This is a genomic window from Mesorhizobium sp. AA22 (genome assembly GCF_001672375.2).
GTDB lineage: Bacteria > Pseudomonadota > Alphaproteobacteria > Rhizobiales > Rhizobiaceae > Mesorhizobium > Mesorhizobium wenxiniae.
The window spans coordinates 1,901,806-1,916,085 of record NZ_CP048406.1; the positions used below are offsets into that span (position 1 = coordinate 1,901,806).

The window sequence follows — 14,280 nt, forward strand, 5'->3', positions numbered from 1 at the left end:
AGTAAAAGAGTTATTGCGTTCCTGAAACCTGGCGTTGAATCCGGCCGATAGCGCCGGCAGGCACCGGAAACACGCGGTATGGTCAAGTCGCAGTGAGGATCCGATGATGATCCGGCCGCGATGATGGTCCGGGTCGACGCCGCCGGATGCGGATCAGGCGTTGCGGCTCGCCATATGCGCATCGAGCTTCTTTCTCGAAGGACCGTACCGCTTGATGATGGTCGCGGCCTCGCTCGGCGGTATGCCGTATTTTCTTGCAAAAGCCGCAACGTCGTAAGGCTCCTCGCCGGAGGCCGGTTTGCGGTCCTGCTTGCTCTTGGATTTGTCGTCGGCCATGTCGTCCTCCGTCACATCCGGTCGATATAGGGCGCCCTGGTCCGGCCGACCATCCTTACCATTCGGAAAGGCGGGCACACCTGTCCCCCCGGGGCATTGCTGCGCGATGCAGCAGTCTGATCGGATCAAGACCGATCGGTTGCCCGGCTGGGGAGCTGCTGGTTCCCGCTCATGGGCTCGAACCACGATTCACGCCTTCATGACGACAACGTCGCTCTGGGTGGCAACTTGCCGTATGGCGCGCCTGTCGGAATGACGTGATTGCGACAAGGAGCGGACGTCGTCCAGCCCATGCGCTGAGGCTTGCTCACTCCAGCGTTAGGTCGCTCCGCGGGCCGTTGAATGGAAATCGAAGAAGCCTACGGGCAGACCTTTAGCCCTCCGTCGATGATTGTTAAATCCAAAGAATCACCACAGGACGGTGGCCGTCGAGCGAGTTTTCAGCAGCCCATTTCCGCAGCCTATTAATGTGAAACTTGGGAAGCTGCCGACATCAATTCCTCGGGATTCAGCGCTCTGAAGGTGTTGAGGCCATCCTCCAGAACTTCAGTGAAGTTCCAGCGTACGATGCCCGCCCGGTCGATTAGGAACTGACCGACAAGCTGCGCCTGGCTGGAAGCCATCGCCTGCTGATCGACTTCAGTAATCTCATATCCTTCCTTCTTGTTAAGAAATTCATTCATTGCCATGATGTCCATAGGCTCGGGCAACTCGCCCGGGAGATGGAACGGTATCGCCATGACCGTGTCCATCCCGACCTCGCGCAAGCCGAAAGCACGGTGCGAGGCTCGCTCCGGGTCGGATGCGGCGAGAAGATCGGGTGCCGGGTGGTAACGGAAATAGAGCCGCGCCCGCTCGACCGGCGTGTTGACCACCGCCAGGCATTCGACGCCTTTCTCACGCAGGGCCGGCTTGAGTTGCGCCATCGTCGCGACATGGCGCCGGCAGAACGGACAGTGCAGGCCTCGAAACAAACCGATCAGTAACGGACTGCGGCCTCGAAAATCATCGAGCGCGATCTTGCCTTCGCGCGAGATCGCATCGAGTACAACATTCGGTGCCCGGTTGCCCGGCTGCAGCGGGCAGTCGACATTACTCGTGGACATGGACAACCTCCTCGCCCCGGATCAGTCAAGAAAAGGCAGCACACCCACTCTTCGGAGTTGAGCCTGTGGCGGGCGCAAAAACTTCCTGCGCCAGGGCAAATTAGCTTTCGGCCTCTGCCATATTGCCGAGGTCGAGATTACGCGTGTTGCAAACCCATCATAACACGAAAATGCATCTGCGGGTCGCCCCTTTTCGCGAGCCGTCTCGAGCGCCGCAGTACACAATGGGTCGTTTCATCCGCGCCATGGCATGACACAGCGGCGAGACCGATTGGATCTTCAGATACGCGCGTCCTTGCGGTGTTCACGTCTGGAAACTTGGGCGGGCCTCGAAGTGAGCGGATGCCAAATGTCGTGAATGATCCACACTAGAGCACTCCCGAATGCTCTTGCGCTGAAGGTCCGAAGACGACGCTCAGCAGCAGTGCGCAACATCTGGCCTGTGGTCCATTTCCAGCACGGACCGCCTCCAGGATCGCATTTTCAAGAGCAGGTCCAGGCGTTCTGGTCCCTAGTGGGAATCACGGGTGGGCTGAGGCGTGCGAGTTTTCTGTCGCGGAGCGTGGAGGAAGAAGAACGTGAGGACCGCGAGCTTCGGCAGGCCAACGAGATTCTGCGCAAGGCGAGCGCGTATTTTGCCCAGGCGGAGCTCGACCGCCGATTCAAGCCATGATCGCGTTCATCGTTGATCACCGAGAGGCGCATGATGTCAGCCGATCGTGTTGCCGATCGCCCCGTCGATATTCCAAAGCCTCGGTAGCCGGCGATTGTCGCGCGGAACGTTGAACTCCACAGAGGGAAACTTTACGACTTGAGCGGCCTTCTGGAGGGGTAGCCGGGCCAGGGTCGGCCCGACCTTTTGCGGTGTCCGATCAATGGATCCTAAGAAATGACAAAGTTGCTCTGAGGCTGGCCGTGCTTGGCATTCTTGCAAACCGCACCTACCGCCATCTCTTCGCGGCTCAGGTCATCGCCTTGATCGGCACCGGCCTTGCCACGGTTGCTCTCGGTCTTTTGGCATTCGAACTGGCGGGCGGTGAGGCCGGCGCGGTGCTCGGGACGGCGCTCGCCATCAAGATGATAGCCTATGTCGGCGTCGCGCCCGTAGCTGCTGCTTTCGCCGAACGGTTGCCGCGGCGCGCGATGCTGGTGAGTCTGGACCTTGTCCGGGCGGCGGTGGCGGTGCTTCTGCCCTTCGTCGTCGAAGTCTGGCAGGTCTATGTGCTCATCTTCGTCCTGCAGTCGGCTTCGGCTGCATTCACGCCGACCTTTCAAGCCACCATTCCCGATGTCTTGCCCGACGAGAAGGGATACACAAGGGCGCTTTCTTTATCGCGGCTCGCCTACGATCTGGAAAGCCTTGTCAGTCCGATGCTCGCCGCCGCCCTGCTGACGGTGGTCAGCTTCCACAGCCTGTTCGCAGGTACTGTGATCGGTTTCCTGGTCTCCGCTGCGCTGGTTGTCTCGGTTATGCTCCCCAGTCCAAGGCCCTCCACGCCGCGTGGCATCTACGAGCGCACCACGCGCGGAACCCGCATTTACCTGGCGACACCACGTCTACGGGGATTGCTGGCTGTCAATATGGCGGTCGCCGCAGCGGGCGCGATGGTGATCGTCAACACGGTCGTCATTGTGCAGGGAGAATTCGGCCTCACCCAGCGGGCAACTGCACTGGCGCTGGCCGCTTTCGGTGGCGGATCGATGCTTGCGGCACTTGCGCTGCCCAAGCTGCTCGAGCTCGTTCCCGACCGCTCGGCCATGCTCGCGGGCGTTCTCCTGCTGGTCTGCGGTCTCCTTTTCGGTGTGGCGGTTCCCAGCTATCAAGGTCTTTTGCCGCTCTGGTTTGCGCTCGGATTGGGATATTCAGCCGCGCAGACGGCATCTGGGCGGCTGCTCCGACGATCCTCGCAGCCCGAGGATCGGCCCTCGCTGTTCGCAGCCCAGTTCGCGCTTTCGCATGCCTGCTGGCTTGTCACCTATCCGCTGGCTGGATGGCTGGGCGTCAATTTCGGATTGGCGGCGACATTCGTGATCCTCGCCTGCATCGCGGGTGCTGCCCTGATTGCCGCATTCCTGGTGTGGCCAGCTTCCGATCCGGAAGTGCTTGAACATCCGCATCCCGGTCTTCCCGAGGATGATCCGCATTGGGCGGAGGGGACGCACCATTCCGGATATCGCCATGCCCACGCCTTTGTGATCGATAAGCTGCATCCGGAATGGCCGCGTGAGCCTTGAGCGGCAGCGCGTGATTCGGGCCCGGGCATGTTGCAGACGATCATCGAACTCCAACGGGACATCTATCTCGCCTTCGCCGGGCACATAAAGGCGTTCGCCCAGGACGGAAGCTGGAGCGCTCTGGCGGCTTTCCTGCCGATGGGCATCGTGTTCGGGGCGGTGCATGCGATGACGCCTGGCCACAGCAAATCGGTGTTGGCGACTTACCTGGCCGGATCGTCAGCCGGATTCGGGCGCAGCCTGACGGTCTCGCTTGTCCTTTCCGTCACCCACGTCACCTCAGCGGTGCTGATTGCACTCCTGTCACTTCCGCTGGTCTCGGTTGCGCTGGGAAGCGTCGGCCGCGCGCCAATGCTGGAGGATTTGAGCCGAGGCCTTCTCGGCCTCATTGGTGTATGGATGCTATGGCGAGCCTTCCGGCACCCAGTTCACCCGCATGACCACCAGGAGGGCTTCGCCGTCGGAATCATGGCAGGCCTGATCCCATGTCCTCTGACATTGTTCGTCATGACGTTCGCCATGATCCGCCGCGTGCCGGAAGCCGGCATCGCATTCGCGGTGACCATGATGGCAGGGGTCGCGCTCACGCTGTCGGCCGTCGCGCTCTTCGCGGTGTTCTTCCGCATGCAGCTGGTCAACCTTTTGAAATCGCGGCCGAAGCTTGTCTCTGCTACGATCCGCTCGATCGAAGCGGTCGCCGGCGCCATCCTGGTTGCAGTTGCCGTCCATGAAATTCTCTAAGATCGCCGAGGATTCAGCCGAACCAGTCATTCGCCGGTGATCGAACTCGCCACAATCATGCCTTCTCCCGTCGAAGCCGGGAACTTGAGATTGACGAACTGCTTGCGATCCCCGGCAATCAGTATGTAGAGCCTGGACACCTGCACTTCGTTCCGCTCTTCGGAAATCTTCTCGGCATCGGTCCGGGTGAAAAAACTCTTCAGGAACGATTCGACATGGACGTCAACGATAGCGACGGTGCAAGTCTGCACCGCCTTGCCGTTCAGCGTCGCCTTCGAAACGCCGACCACGGTGCCTTCCGGCATGGCCTTGCCGGTCGCCCTCCACCCTCTCATGGCTCGTGCGTTTTCGAGTGGAGCCAGCTTCGCAAACGCGTCTTCAGCAATCGGCTCCCATCCAAGCCCGTCGGCGGCGGCCGTTGTCCGGTCGAAATCCGGTCCATGGGCGAGGCAGGTACTATGGAAGCTTTCCAACGCCTGCTCGACATCGACGCCGGCAAGCGCCGGGAATGCCGTGAGGCAGAGGATCGTTACCCCTAGTATTTTGATGCAACGGGACATTTTCGCCTTTTGGCCTACCGCATCGGCGCGCTCGACCAAGAACTGAGTAGTTGCGATGGCGAGCAACCCACGCTCAGGAATAGCAGCCTGAGAATAGGGCGCAGAAGTCGCCGTGACGGCCTCCTTCCGATGCGCTTTTCGCCACCGGTTAGCCTGATCGGCGCCTTGGTAAGCGGGAGAATGCCTTCGCCGCAGAGGAGAGTCCAGAGAGCTTTAAGCGGTTGGTAACTAAGCGGCTGGCTACCGATGCGTGACAACGAGTATGTTTCGGGCATGTTGGAACGCGATGGTGGGAGGAACTGCCAAGTTCGCCGCTCTGCTCATCGCCCTTCGCCACCTCGGACAATTATTGGCCAGATATTGGACGATAGAGCGACGAAATTCTTCTAAGTTCTTGAAATTTCTGGTTCCCGCTCATGGGCTCGAACCACGATTCACGCCTTCAAAGGGCGCTGTCCTACCATTAGACGAAGCGGGAGTAGAGGAAGTGAACGCTGTCTAGCACTTTCTCATCCGCGCATGAAGCCGCCTTCATGCCGTCATCTGCTTGAGCACGAGACACGCCCTTTTCAGCAGGGCCTTGTAGAAGATAGGAGCAATCGCCGTGATTAAAACCGACCTCTCTGACGTCTACCGACACTACATTGCCTGCCTGAATAAGCAGGACTGGCCGAAGCTGGGACAATTCGTTCATGATGAGGTGATCCACAACGGCCGGCGGCTGGGGTTATCAGGTTATCTCGAAATGCTGGAGGGAGACTTTGCTGAAATTCCGGACCTTCATTTTAACGTTCAGATGCTGATTTCCGATCCGCCCTATATAGCGAGCCGGCTAGCGTTCGACTGTACGCCGAAACAAATGTTCCTTGGCCTCCCAGTAAACGGGCGGAGAGTTTCCTTTGCTGAGAATATTATCTACGAATTTAGTGACAAAAAAATTGTACAAGCATGGTCTGTTATAGACAAGGCGGCTATCGAAGCTCAGCTTTAGGACGATAGATTGTCGCGTATCTTGCCTCAAAGCAGTCTTTACGATGCTAGACAATGTGCCTGAGCCTAAACTCGCGTTATGGCCAACAGCCACGCCAGAAGTTCCAGCAACAATAGAAACAAGGCAAGCTGTAGCGACATGCGCAAGCGCTGAATGATCCGCCAATTGCTGGCCATGTCGGTTTTAATGCGCAGCGCAAGCGCGCGGTGCATCACATCCATGGTGCCGGAAGGGTCTTTATCGACAAAGTCCTGGAGCAGCTGCTCTGGATCGAAGCGGAACGTATAGGCGTAGTAGGGCCACAACATGATCACGACCAGCAGCCCGATCAGGAAAAGCAACGCCAGCGCCAGCCAGTCCCACAGCCCCAGTCCGTCCAGGAGAGCCCTGCCGCCGAGGAGAGAACTCACGAACGCGGTTGCAAAGATCAGATTGCCCGCTCGCGTATTGAGGCTCTCCACCACGTTCTGCTGATGCAGGAGACCCCGCACCGCTTCCGCATAAACAAAGGCCAGGCGGGGGTCAGATGCCGCAGCGGGCTGGCAGTGGTTTTCTCCCGCCGATGAAGAATGCTCGGCCATGAGGTGTCGTTCCGCGTTCCGATATGAACCACGATATGAACAATGGCAGCTGCCTGTCTACCGCCTGTCAAGGACCCCGGCCTTGACGCCTGAACACATTGCCCCAGATTACGCGGCGGAGTTTCAGCTATGCGATTCGACTGGCAGGGGCGCAAATTCCTGGAACGGCATTTCGGCATTGTTATCGCAATTGGCCTGGTTGCAGGGCTGTCTGCCCTGGCCGCGCTGGGCTACACGCCTTAAGCCTCGGATTCAGCGCCAAATCCCTAATGTAAGCGAAAGGCAACGGTGCGACGCTACCAGACCGGCGCCACGTGCATTTCAATGCATGACGATGTTTCGCCCCGATATCCCTGCAAAATGCTGCGCTTATTGCGGCGGGCGCGACCACGGCTACGAAGACTGCCCGAAGCGGAAAGCTGACGCCGAACAGCAGAAGGAGCCGGATGTCGATCCAGCCCCAAGCCCGGTATCGGGGATAGAAAAGCCCGACAAAACCGCAGCCTGAACCATCCCGGTGACTGGATCCAATCGGACGAACCCGGCCGCTGCCGAGCGCCTATCGTTTCTGCTGCGTGTGCCCAACGGCATTGGCGAAAGAAATGTCGCCCTTGATCTCGCGCATGGCCATCGAGGTGATCGTCCGGCGCACGCCGGGCAGGCGGCTGAGCTCGACGCGCAGCATCCTGTCCAACGCCATCATGTCGACCGTCACGATCTGCAGGAGATAGTCGGCCTCGCCTGTCGTGGCGTGGCAGCGCCGGATCAGTGGGTGCGCCTGGACGGCGGCCTCGAAGGCTTCGGAAAGCTCGAAATCGATCGACACCTGGATGAAGGCTTCGATGCCGAAGCCGAGTTTTGCCGGGTCGATCCGTGTCGAGTAGCCGCGGATGATGCCGGCGTCCTCCAGCGCCTTGACCCGCTTCCAGCACGGCGTCTTGCTTAAACCGACCTCGTCGGCCAGCACAGCGAAGGAGGTACGCGCGTCGCGTTCCAGCGCAGCGACGATCTTCCGGTCAAGGGCATCCATCATCAAACGTTCTCCAAGACGGCTCCATAAATGGGAGTTCGTCCTTCAATTCTCGCTATTTGAATAACAGAATGGAACAATGTTCAAGCCAAAAGCGCTTATTCTTCAGGCTCGGATGCCCTCAACCGACGGCCGGGCAAAGGAGCAGCTGCCATGCACAAGCCGGACTATTATGCCCGCATCGAAGCGCCCGAGATGCGCGACTACGGCGTCTACCTCAGGTGCGACAAGCTTCTCGCCTGCCAGAAGCCGCTGGCCGAGATGGTGAATGCCGACGAGCTGCAGTTCCAGATCGTCCATCAGGTCGAGGAGCTGTGGATGAAGCTCATCACCTACACGCTGGTCGATGTCGTCGACTTCCTCGAACAGCAGAACACGCATCGCGTCGTTACGCTGATGGGGCGCGTGCATCGGCTGATGCGCATGATGACGGCGCAGCTCGACCTGCTCGAAACCATGTCGCCCAAGGAATACCAGGAGATTCGCCTGCAGCTCGGCAATGGCAGCGGCCAGGAATCGCCGGGCTTCAAGCTGCTCTTGCGCATGCCGCCGGACCTGTGGCGGGCCTTCAAGGCGTCCTATCTCGATGGTCGCGGGCTCTCGGTCGAGGATGTCTACGATATCAGGTATGATCACGGCGACAGCTATGTCGTCGCCGAGGCGCTGATCGAATTCGACGAGCTGTTCCAGAAATTCCGCGCCAATCATCTCTACCTCATCCACCGTTCGATCGGGCTAGGCTCGAAATCGCTCAAGGGCCGGCCGGTCGAACTGCTGCAGGCCGGCGCCCTTCATCGCTTCTTCCCGGAGCTGTGGGACATACGCTGCGAGATGACCGACCGCTGGGGCAGCCAGTACGGGACGGTGCGGGCACCGATCAGCCATCCGGAGGCGGCAGCCGAATAGGCCGCTTCGCGCCCCGCCGGAGTCTCACGGCTGATAGCCGAGGCAGATGGCGCCGAGTGCGACGATGGCGCAGGCGGCGATGCGCCGGGGCGTCAGCACCTCGCCGAGAAACAGCCAACCGATCAACGCCGCGAAGATGACGCTGGTCTCCCGGATCGCCGTGATCGGGCCGGCCGGCCCGAGCGCGAGAGCGGCGACCACGAGGCCGTAGGCCAGCAGCGCGAACACGCCGCCGCCGAGCGCCTTAAGCGTTTCGGCAGAGCGAACATCGACGACGAGCCGGCCACGGAAGGCAATGAAGGCTGCCGGCAGCAGGGCACCGTAGATCAGCAGAACCCATGCGGTGTAGGCAGTGGCGCTTCCCGCCTGACGAACGCCGATCGCATCGACCGTCGCATAGGCGGCGATGATCGCACCCGCCGCCAGCGAATGGAGGATCGATGTGATGTCTGTCCGTCCCTTTCCCAAGGCAAGGCTCATGATGCCGCCGGCGACGAGCCCGACGCCCACGATTTGCGGTATGGCGAGATGCTGGTTGGCCAGGAGAAATCCGCCAAGTGTGACCAGCAGCGGCACGCTGCCGCGGACGATCGGATAGACCTGGCCCAGTTCGCCATTCCTGTAGGCAGCCACCAGAAACATGGTGTAGCCGACCTGCAGGCAGGCTGAGAGCACGACATAGGGCCAGGCATGGGGTGCCGGAAACGCGCTTGAGATCGCCAACGGAATGGCGACCACCGTGCTCGAAAAGCTCATCACGGTGACGGTCCACAGCCTGTCGGCTCCGGTTCGCAGAAAGGCGTTCCAGCTTGCATGCAGGATTGCGGCAAGCAGTGCCAGCCCGATGACCGTCGCGCTCATGGCGCGGTCATGGCGCTGGGAGCGGCGATGATGCTGAAGGCAGCCTTGCGGGCATCGCAAATGGCTGTGTCGGCCTGTCCCATCTCAGCCATGAGAGTTGCCCCCTCGATGAGCATCAGCAGCGCCGCCGCCGTGCTTGCGGCCCGGTCGGGCGGCATGATGTCCTCGAGGATGGACTGCATCCTGCGCCTGAGGCCGTTCTTCTGCCCGGCGACGGCCTTGAACACCGGGTGCTCTGGGTTGCCAAACTCTGCCAGCGCATGCGCAAACAGGCAGCCGTGGAAATCGGCGCTGCGAAACCAGCGCTCGTACCAGTCGAAGATGGTCGCGATCTTCTGCTCGGGCGTGACGGCTTCTTCCGCAAGGCGATCGAGCTGACGGTCGAAACGCCGGGCGCGATAGTCGAGCACCTGGACGATCAGATCGTCCTTGCTGGGGAAGTGACGATACATCGTCATCTTGGCGACCTCCGCCTCGGCGATGATCCGGTCGATGCCGGTGGCATGGAAGCCGTCGCGCTTGAACAGTGCATAAGCGGTTTCAACGACGTGCCTGCGCTTATCGGAGCCGAGCGGCGATGATGAGATCATGGCTTGTCACCCCAAGCAGTGAGACAGGTCTGTCTATTAACTAGGCGAGGAACTCCTGTCGGTCAAGGCCGTCGCCGGATCCTGGTGATGAACGTAAAACAGCAGCGGTGCTGCGACGATCGCAGCCGGACGGTTTATTCGTGAGGGGACAGGGCATGGAAAGTTTCGGCCGATGTCGGACTTGCGGCCGACCGATCGTCCTTGGGTCGAAACCGTCGCAAAAGCTGGGAGAGAGACATGCCGTCCGAAATCCTTCAAACGCCATGGCAGACCGCCGCAATCCTCATTGGCCGCCTGATCTTCGCGGCTGTCTTCCTGATGGCGGTGGCCTTCAAGTTCATGGATATGGGCGCCACCGCGGGCTACATCGCCGCCGCCGGATTTCCGTTCCCGTTGTTTCTGGCCTGGTGCGCGGCGCTGTTCGAAATCGTCCTCGTGCTGTGCTTCCTGACCGGCGCTTTCTTCTCGCAGGCCGCTCTTGTCGCCGGCGCCTATGTGCTGTTCCTCGGTTTTGCCTTCCACGGGCCGTCGCACTGGGCCGGCAACCAGGCCGAATTCGGCTTCTTCGTCGATCATTTTACTTTCCTGGCCGGGCTGCTGTTTGCCGCAGTGCACGGGCCGGGCCGCGTGCTGACGCTGAACCGTGAATTCGCCAGATCCTGATCCGGGAGCTGCGGTCGCAAAGTATGGAGCAGGCCGGCGGCGTAATACGATATATTTGCCGCCCCTAATGTTTCGGCTCGGCGAAGATGGACTTGTATTGCCTCTGTACTTGTGACTTTGAACGCGATAAGCAAGACGCGGGTCTTTGGGGGGAATTCATGAACATCGCCACGCGTTTTGCTGCCGTCATGGTCGGCACGTCACTGCTTGCCGGCTGCACCACGCTGACGGAAGGAGAGTTCAACACGATGCATGCCACACTTGAAGGCAGCCCTGCCGTGAAGCGCATGGTCATCAAGGACTGCATTGCAAGAGAGAGAGCCACGCCGCTCGGCCAAAAGAAGACTTACGCCGCGATCATGGATGTGAGCGTGGCGAAGTACGAGACAGCCTTCTGCAGCCGTATCAGCAATGCCCTTGCCAATGGCAGGCTGACCTACGCCGATTATGTGAAGCTGCATTCGCCCACCGCCGACAACAGCAAAGTCATCAGGATCATGCAGGGCCGCTAGACTGGCCGCCTCGGCGCGTCAGTTCTGTTCGCCGCCTCACATCTGGTCGTTGTAGGGTTCCTTCATCTGGCCGACCATGCGCGCCAGTTTCGAGAACGACGGCATGTCTGCCTCCGGCTGGCACTGATTGGCCAGTTCCAGCAGCCGGATCGGGAAGTTGACGGCATCGCGGCTCGACGCCGACATGCCTTCGGACCGCTCCTCGCTGGTCTCGCTGGCTTCGGCCTTGCGCAAGGCGATGTCTATCTCCTCGACCGTCAGCACGCCCTTGCGGACCAGGACCTGATTGATCGATGCGACGGCCATCAGCAGGCCTTCGAGTTGCAGATTGGCGACATTCATGGCTTTGCTCCCATTGGCAAATTGCAAACGCGCGAACGCCGGTTCCGATCCGGACAGCTGCAGCATATCGCGGCGCGGGGCCGAATTTTGGGCCGGCCCACGAGATTTCGCTTGCTTTGTGACGGCAGCTATGCTAGGAATATAGTCATGGTGCTGAGTTGCGCCAACGACCCGCCCGCCGAGGCGGGTTTTTGTTTTTAGCCTTCTCGAACGTTTGTGCCTGTGTTGCCGATATCAAATGTCGGCGGGACAGCACCCCCTCTGTCCTGTCCTGCCGGACAGAGGGGGCGCGAACGATCGCGACGCTTCCCGTAACGAATACTGCACCTCCCAGAGACCCCCAATGTCCAACCGTTATGCCACCATCATCATCGACGATGACGGCCGTGAGGTGGTCAGCGCCATCGGCCAGTTCGAGGGCGTACCCGATGCGCGCCGCGGCCGGGTCCAGCCGGTCGCGGACGGCGTGCGGATCGGCATGGTCCGGGGCGGTTCCGTCGATGCGGTCGGCGGCTTTGGCTTTGCCGTGGGAGCACCTGGCATCGACGCCGGTGCGCTCGGTATGGTCCGCGCCAGGCTGAAACAAGTGTCACGACCGGCCGCCGAGGCGACCGAGGGCGCGACCGGCGCGGCCAGAGCGCCGCGCGCCAAACCCCGCAAGAAGCCGCGTAAGGCCCGAAGGGCTGCACGGCCGGCGGCGAGCAAAGCGGCGAAGTCCGACACAGCCGGGGGCGCTGCGGCCGAGATCGGGCCAGCCGAGCCTGTCGGGGCCGCAGCCAATGACTGACAAAGCTTCCGCCGCCAAGTCGCCCGGTCGCGCCAGGCGCAAGCCGCCCGGCACACCGGCGAGGCTGCCGGCGCCGCGCCCGAAGCGGGCGAAGAAGACGCTGGGCGATGGTTTCCTCGAAGCGATCCGCGCCGATTTCCGGGCGCATGGCGCCGGCGTCATCGCCGAGGTTCGCACCGAAAAGCCCGACCAGTATCTGAAGATCGTGCTGTCGGTATTGCCCAAGGATCTCGGCGCCAACATCAACACTCTGGATGGATTGAGCGATGACGAAATCAGGCAGCGCATCCGCGGCCTCGAAGCCGTCCTCGGGCCGTTCCTCGAAAAGCCGGGCCTTGCAACAGGCCTCGCGGGCCTCGGCGGCGAAGAAGGAATATCTCAGCCTGCTGGCGGAGCTGGACCGGAGGCGCCGCACTAACCAGCTTGCCGCCTATCGGCCCTATTTCAGACAGGCCGAGTTCCACGCCGCCGGCGCGACCAACCGCGAGCGGCTGTTCATGGCCGGCAACCAGCTCGGCAAGACAAGGGCCGGCGGTGCGGAATGGGCAATGCACCTCACCGGCCGCTATCCCAGGTGGTGGCAAGGCAAGGTCTTCGACGCGGCCGTGCGGCTGTGGGCGGCCGGCGTTACCGGCGAAGGCACGCGCGACAACCCGCAGCGCATCCTGCTTGGCCCGCCGCAGCAGCCGGCGGCCTGGGGCACCGGCATGATCCCGGCCGACGCCATCGTCAGCACGATGGCGGGACGGGCGCCGGGCGCGCTCGACAGCGTCGTGGTGCGCTGGGGCGGCGGCGGCGATGTTCAGGCCGATGAATCGGTGCTGTCGTTCAAGAGCTACGAGAAGGGCCGCGAGAAATGGCAGGGCGAAACGCTGCACGGCGTCTGGTTCGACGAGGAGCCGCCGCTCGACATCTATTCCGAAGGACTGACCCGCACCAACGCGACCGGCGGCATCACCATCGTCACCTTCACGCCGCTGCTCGGCATGTCGGGTGTGGTGCTGCTGTTTTTGTCGGCGGAGGAGGTGGGGACGATGGGGCGGGGGTGACATCGCAGGACTTGGGTTCCTCGCCCCCGCAGTGCGGGGGGGAGAGGTGGCCGCGCACCGGACGGAGAGGGCTTTCGCAGGCGTCTTCCGGTAAGCGAGACTTCTTTTTACCATTCCCATCTGGAGGGACAAGCGTCCCCCTCTCCGTCTCGGCTTCGCCGAGCCACCTCTCCCCACTCCGTGGGGCGAGGAACCAAAGCTTTCCAAAGGCCAGCCATGACCCGCCACGTCACCTTCATGACCATCGACGATGCCGAGCACTACACGCCGCAGCAGCGCGCCGAGATCATTGCGGCCTATCCTGCGCATGAGCGCGAAGCGCGGGCCAAGGGCATTCCGGTGCTGGGCTCCGGCCGCATCTTTCCGGTGGCCGAGGAACTGATCGCCTGTGAGCCGTTCCGGCTGCCGCGCTATTGGCCACGGCTTGGCGCGCTCGATTTCGGCTGGGATCATCCGTCGGCCGCGGTCGAGCTCGCCTGGGACACGGAGGCCGATGTCGTCTATGTCACCAAAGCCTGCCGGGCGTCGCAGCAGACTCCCGCCATGCAGGCGCTGACCTTAAAACCGTGGGGCGAATGGCTGCCCTGGGCATGGCCGCGCGACGGCCGTCGCGAGACACTGGAAGGTGCCGGCCTGGCACTCGCCAAACAATACGCCGCGCATGGGCTGAACATGCTGACCAGCCATGCGCAGTTCCCAGACGGTTCCGTCTCGGTCGAGGCCGGGCTGATGGAGATGCTCGACCGCATGCAATCAGGCCGCTTCAAGGTGTTCTCGATGCTTTTGCCCTGGTTCGAGGAATTCCGGCTCTATCACCGCAAGGACGGCCAGGTGGTGAAGCTGCGCGATGATTTGATGGCGGCGACGCGTTACGGCGTGATGATGCTGAGGGAAGCGGTGGTCGACCCGGCGGAGTTCAAGGCGGCGCGGCGAAGGGCCGGGCAGAGCGATCCGCTGGGGGCGTTTCGGTAACTCGACGGCAACCACGCA

At 61.6% G+C, this 14,280-nt stretch carries 16 protein-coding genes, 1 tRNA gene, 3 pseudogenes and 1 other annotated feature; of the genes and pseudogenes, 11 read left to right on the forward strand and 9 right to left on the reverse strand.

The window, feature by feature from the left end; genetic code table 11:
- Window positions 1–153: 153 nt before the first annotated feature.
- On the reverse strand, window positions 154–336 hold the full coding sequence (locus tag A9K68_RS09360) for a DUF3606 domain-containing protein (RefSeq protein WP_065009113.1): 183 nt from the start codon (window positions 334–336) through the stop codon (window positions 154–156).
- A 464-nt stretch (window positions 337–800) separates the two neighbouring features.
- Entirely contained in the window at window positions 801–1,442 is a 642-nt protein-coding gene (locus A9K68_RS09365) for a peroxiredoxin-like family protein (RefSeq protein ID WP_065009069.1), read from the reverse strand.
- Window positions 1,443–2,004: 562 nt separating this feature from the next.
- Between A9K68_RS09365 and A9K68_RS09370 the strand changes: the two are divergent.
- The 3 genes and pseudogenes from A9K68_RS09370 to A9K68_RS09380 all read left to right on the forward strand — a co-directional run.
- Window positions 2,005–2,138 (forward strand): annotated as a pseudogene (locus A9K68_RS09370) (IS3 family transposase); the annotation flags it as partial.
- Window positions 2,070–2,179 (forward strand) — a sequence feature (AL1L pseudoknot). It overlaps the preceding pseudogene by 69 nt.
- A gap of 178 nt (window positions 2,180–2,357) precedes the next feature.
- Window positions 2,358–3,677, forward strand: coding sequence for an MFS transporter (locus A9K68_RS09375; RefSeq protein WP_065009112.1), 1,320 nt, complete (start codon window positions 2,358–2,360; stop codon window positions 3,675–3,677).
- Between the two features lie 27 nt (window positions 3,678–3,704).
- Window positions 3,705–4,418 carry a sulfite exporter TauE/SafE family protein gene (locus tag A9K68_RS09380; protein ID WP_065009068.1) on the forward strand — a complete coding sequence of 238 codons (714 nt, stop codon included), beginning with the start codon at window positions 3,705–3,707 and terminating at the stop codon, window positions 4,416–4,418.
- A 26-nt stretch (window positions 4,419–4,444) separates the two neighbouring features.
- Here the strand turns inward: A9K68_RS09380 and A9K68_RS09385 are convergent, their stop codons facing one another.
- Together A9K68_RS09385 and A9K68_RS09390 are read right to left on the reverse strand one after the other, a co-directional pair.
- Window positions 4,445–4,978 (reverse strand): hypothetical protein, encoded by a 534-nt coding sequence (locus tag A9K68_RS09385; RefSeq protein ID WP_156768380.1) that lies wholly within the window; start codon window positions 4,976–4,978, stop codon window positions 4,445–4,447.
- Between the two features lie 404 nt (window positions 4,979–5,382).
- Window positions 5,383–5,456: transfer RNA gene (locus A9K68_RS09390), tRNA-Gln, on the reverse strand.
- 126 nt (window positions 5,457–5,582) lie between these two features.
- On the opposite strand from A9K68_RS09390, the gene A9K68_RS09395 reads away from it, so the two are divergent.
- The gene (locus A9K68_RS09395) at window positions 5,583–5,969 is read left to right on the forward strand and encodes an ester cyclase (RefSeq protein WP_065009066.1); all 387 of its coding nucleotides are present in this window, start codon (window positions 5,583–5,585) and stop codon (window positions 5,967–5,969) included.
- 65 nt (window positions 5,970–6,034) lie between these two features.
- Here A9K68_RS09395 and A9K68_RS09400 read toward each other — a convergent pair whose 3' ends face one another.
- Entirely contained in the window at window positions 6,035–6,550 is a 516-nt protein-coding gene (locus tag A9K68_RS09400; RefSeq protein ID WP_065009065.1) for a hypothetical protein, read from the reverse strand.
- Window positions 6,551–7,109: 559 nt separating this feature from the next.
- The gene (locus tag A9K68_RS09405) at window positions 7,110–7,583 is read right to left on the reverse strand and encodes an Lrp/AsnC family transcriptional regulator (RefSeq protein WP_065009064.1); all 474 of its coding nucleotides are present in this window, start codon (window positions 7,581–7,583) and stop codon (window positions 7,110–7,112) included.
- A gap of 150 nt (window positions 7,584–7,733) precedes the next feature.
- On the opposite strand from A9K68_RS09405, the gene A9K68_RS09410 reads away from it, so the two are divergent.
- A complete protein-coding gene (locus A9K68_RS09410) occupies window positions 7,734–8,486 on the forward strand; it encodes a tryptophan 2,3-dioxygenase family protein (protein WP_065009063.1) in 753 nt (250 codons plus the stop codon).
- Window positions 8,487–8,510: 24 nt separating this feature from the next.
- Here A9K68_RS09410 and A9K68_RS09415 read toward each other — a convergent pair whose 3' ends face one another.
- A complete protein-coding gene (locus A9K68_RS09415) occupies window positions 8,511–9,347 on the reverse strand; it encodes a DMT family transporter (RefSeq protein ID WP_065009062.1) in 837 nt (278 codons plus the stop codon).
- Window positions 9,344–9,934 (reverse strand): TetR/AcrR family transcriptional regulator, encoded by a 591-nt coding sequence (locus A9K68_RS09420; RefSeq protein ID WP_082982461.1) that lies wholly within the window; start codon window positions 9,932–9,934, stop codon window positions 9,344–9,346. The genes A9K68_RS09415 and A9K68_RS09420 overlap by 4 nt, the downstream gene beginning before the upstream one ends.
- A gap of 240 nt (window positions 9,935–10,174) precedes the next feature.
- On the opposite strand from A9K68_RS09420, the gene A9K68_RS09425 reads away from it, so the two are divergent.
- Together A9K68_RS09425 and A9K68_RS09430 are read left to right on the forward strand one after the other, a co-directional pair.
- Window positions 10,175–10,600, forward strand: a complete 426-nt coding sequence (locus A9K68_RS09425; RefSeq protein ID WP_065009060.1) for a DoxX family protein — start codon at window positions 10,175–10,177, stop codon at window positions 10,598–10,600.
- A gap of 158 nt (window positions 10,601–10,758) precedes the next feature.
- Window positions 10,759–11,112, forward strand: coding sequence for a hypothetical protein (locus tag A9K68_RS09430; RefSeq protein WP_065009059.1), 354 nt, complete (start codon window positions 10,759–10,761; stop codon window positions 11,110–11,112).
- Between the two features lie 36 nt (window positions 11,113–11,148).
- Here the strand turns inward: A9K68_RS09430 and A9K68_RS09435 are convergent, their stop codons facing one another.
- Window positions 11,149–11,454: a hypothetical protein gene (locus tag A9K68_RS09435; protein WP_023803842.1), complete on the reverse strand. Its 306-nt coding sequence runs from the start codon at window positions 11,452–11,454 to the stop codon at window positions 11,149–11,151.
- A 343-nt stretch (window positions 11,455–11,797) separates the two neighbouring features.
- Between A9K68_RS09435 and A9K68_RS09440 the strand changes: the two genes are divergently transcribed.
- The 4 genes and pseudogenes from A9K68_RS09440 to A9K68_RS09455 all read left to right on the forward strand — a co-directional run.
- A complete protein-coding gene (locus A9K68_RS09440) occupies window positions 11,798–12,241 on the forward strand; it encodes a hypothetical protein (RefSeq protein ID WP_065009058.1) in 444 nt (147 codons plus the stop codon).
- The gene (locus A9K68_RS09445) at window positions 12,234–12,659 is read left to right on the forward strand and encodes a hypothetical protein (protein ID WP_246811329.1); all 426 of its coding nucleotides are present in this window, start codon (window positions 12,234–12,236) and stop codon (window positions 12,657–12,659) included. The genes A9K68_RS09440 and A9K68_RS09445 overlap by 8 nt, the downstream gene beginning before the upstream one ends.
- Window positions 12,577–13,254, forward strand: a pseudogene (locus A9K68_RS09450) (terminase family protein); the annotation flags it as partial. The gene A9K68_RS09445 and the pseudogene A9K68_RS09450, both read left to right, overlap by 83 nt.
- A 258-nt stretch (window positions 13,255–13,512) precedes the next feature.
- Window positions 13,513–14,262, forward strand: a pseudogene (locus A9K68_RS09455) (terminase family protein); the annotation flags it as partial.
- Window positions 14,263–14,280 lie beyond the last annotated feature (18 nt).

Bases quoted from the DNA above. Each gene is read 5' to 3' on its own strand.
- A9K68_RS09360 (WP_065009113.1), bottom strand. From the start codon at position 336: ATGGCCGACGACAAATCCAAGAGCAAGCAGGACCGCAAACCGGCCTCC.
- A9K68_RS09430 (WP_065009059.1), top strand. From the start codon at position 10,759: ATGAACATCGCCACGCGTTTTGCTGCCGTCATGGTCGGCACGTCACTG.
- A9K68_RS09365 (WP_065009069.1), bottom strand. From the start codon at position 1,442: ATGTCCACGAGTAATGTCGACTGCCCGCTGCAGCCGGGCAACCGGGCA.
- A9K68_RS09415 (WP_065009062.1), bottom strand. From the start codon at position 9,347: ATGAGCGCGACGGTCATCGGGCTGGCACTGCTTGCCGCAATCCTGCAT.
- A9K68_RS09425 (WP_065009060.1), top strand. From the start codon at position 10,175: ATGCCGTCCGAAATCCTTCAAACGCCATGGCAGACCGCCGCAATCCTC.
- A9K68_RS09405 (WP_065009064.1), bottom strand. From the start codon at position 7,583: ATGATGGATGCCCTTGACCGGAAGATCGTCGCTGCGCTGGAACGCGAC.
- A9K68_RS09380 (WP_065009068.1), top strand. From the start codon at position 3,705: ATGTTGCAGACGATCATCGAACTCCAACGGGACATCTATCTCGCCTTC.
- A9K68_RS09410 (WP_065009063.1), top strand. From the start codon at position 7,734: ATGCACAAGCCGGACTATTATGCCCGCATCGAAGCGCCCGAGATGCGC.
- A9K68_RS09435 (WP_023803842.1), bottom strand. From the start codon at position 11,454: ATGAATGTCGCCAATCTGCAACTCGAAGGCCTGCTGATGGCCGTCGCA.
- A9K68_RS09400 (WP_065009065.1), bottom strand. From the start codon at position 6,550: ATGGCCGAGCATTCTTCATCGGCGGGAGAAAACCACTGCCAGCCCGCT.
- A9K68_RS09440 (WP_065009058.1), top strand. From the start codon at position 11,798: ATGTCCAACCGTTATGCCACCATCATCATCGACGATGACGGCCGTGAG.
- A9K68_RS09445 (WP_246811329.1), top strand. From the start codon at position 12,234: ATGACTGACAAAGCTTCCGCCGCCAAGTCGCCCGGTCGCGCCAGGCGC.
- A9K68_RS09385 (WP_156768380.1), bottom strand. From the start codon at position 4,978: ATGTCCCGTTGCATCAAAATACTAGGGGTAACGATCCTCTGCCTCACG.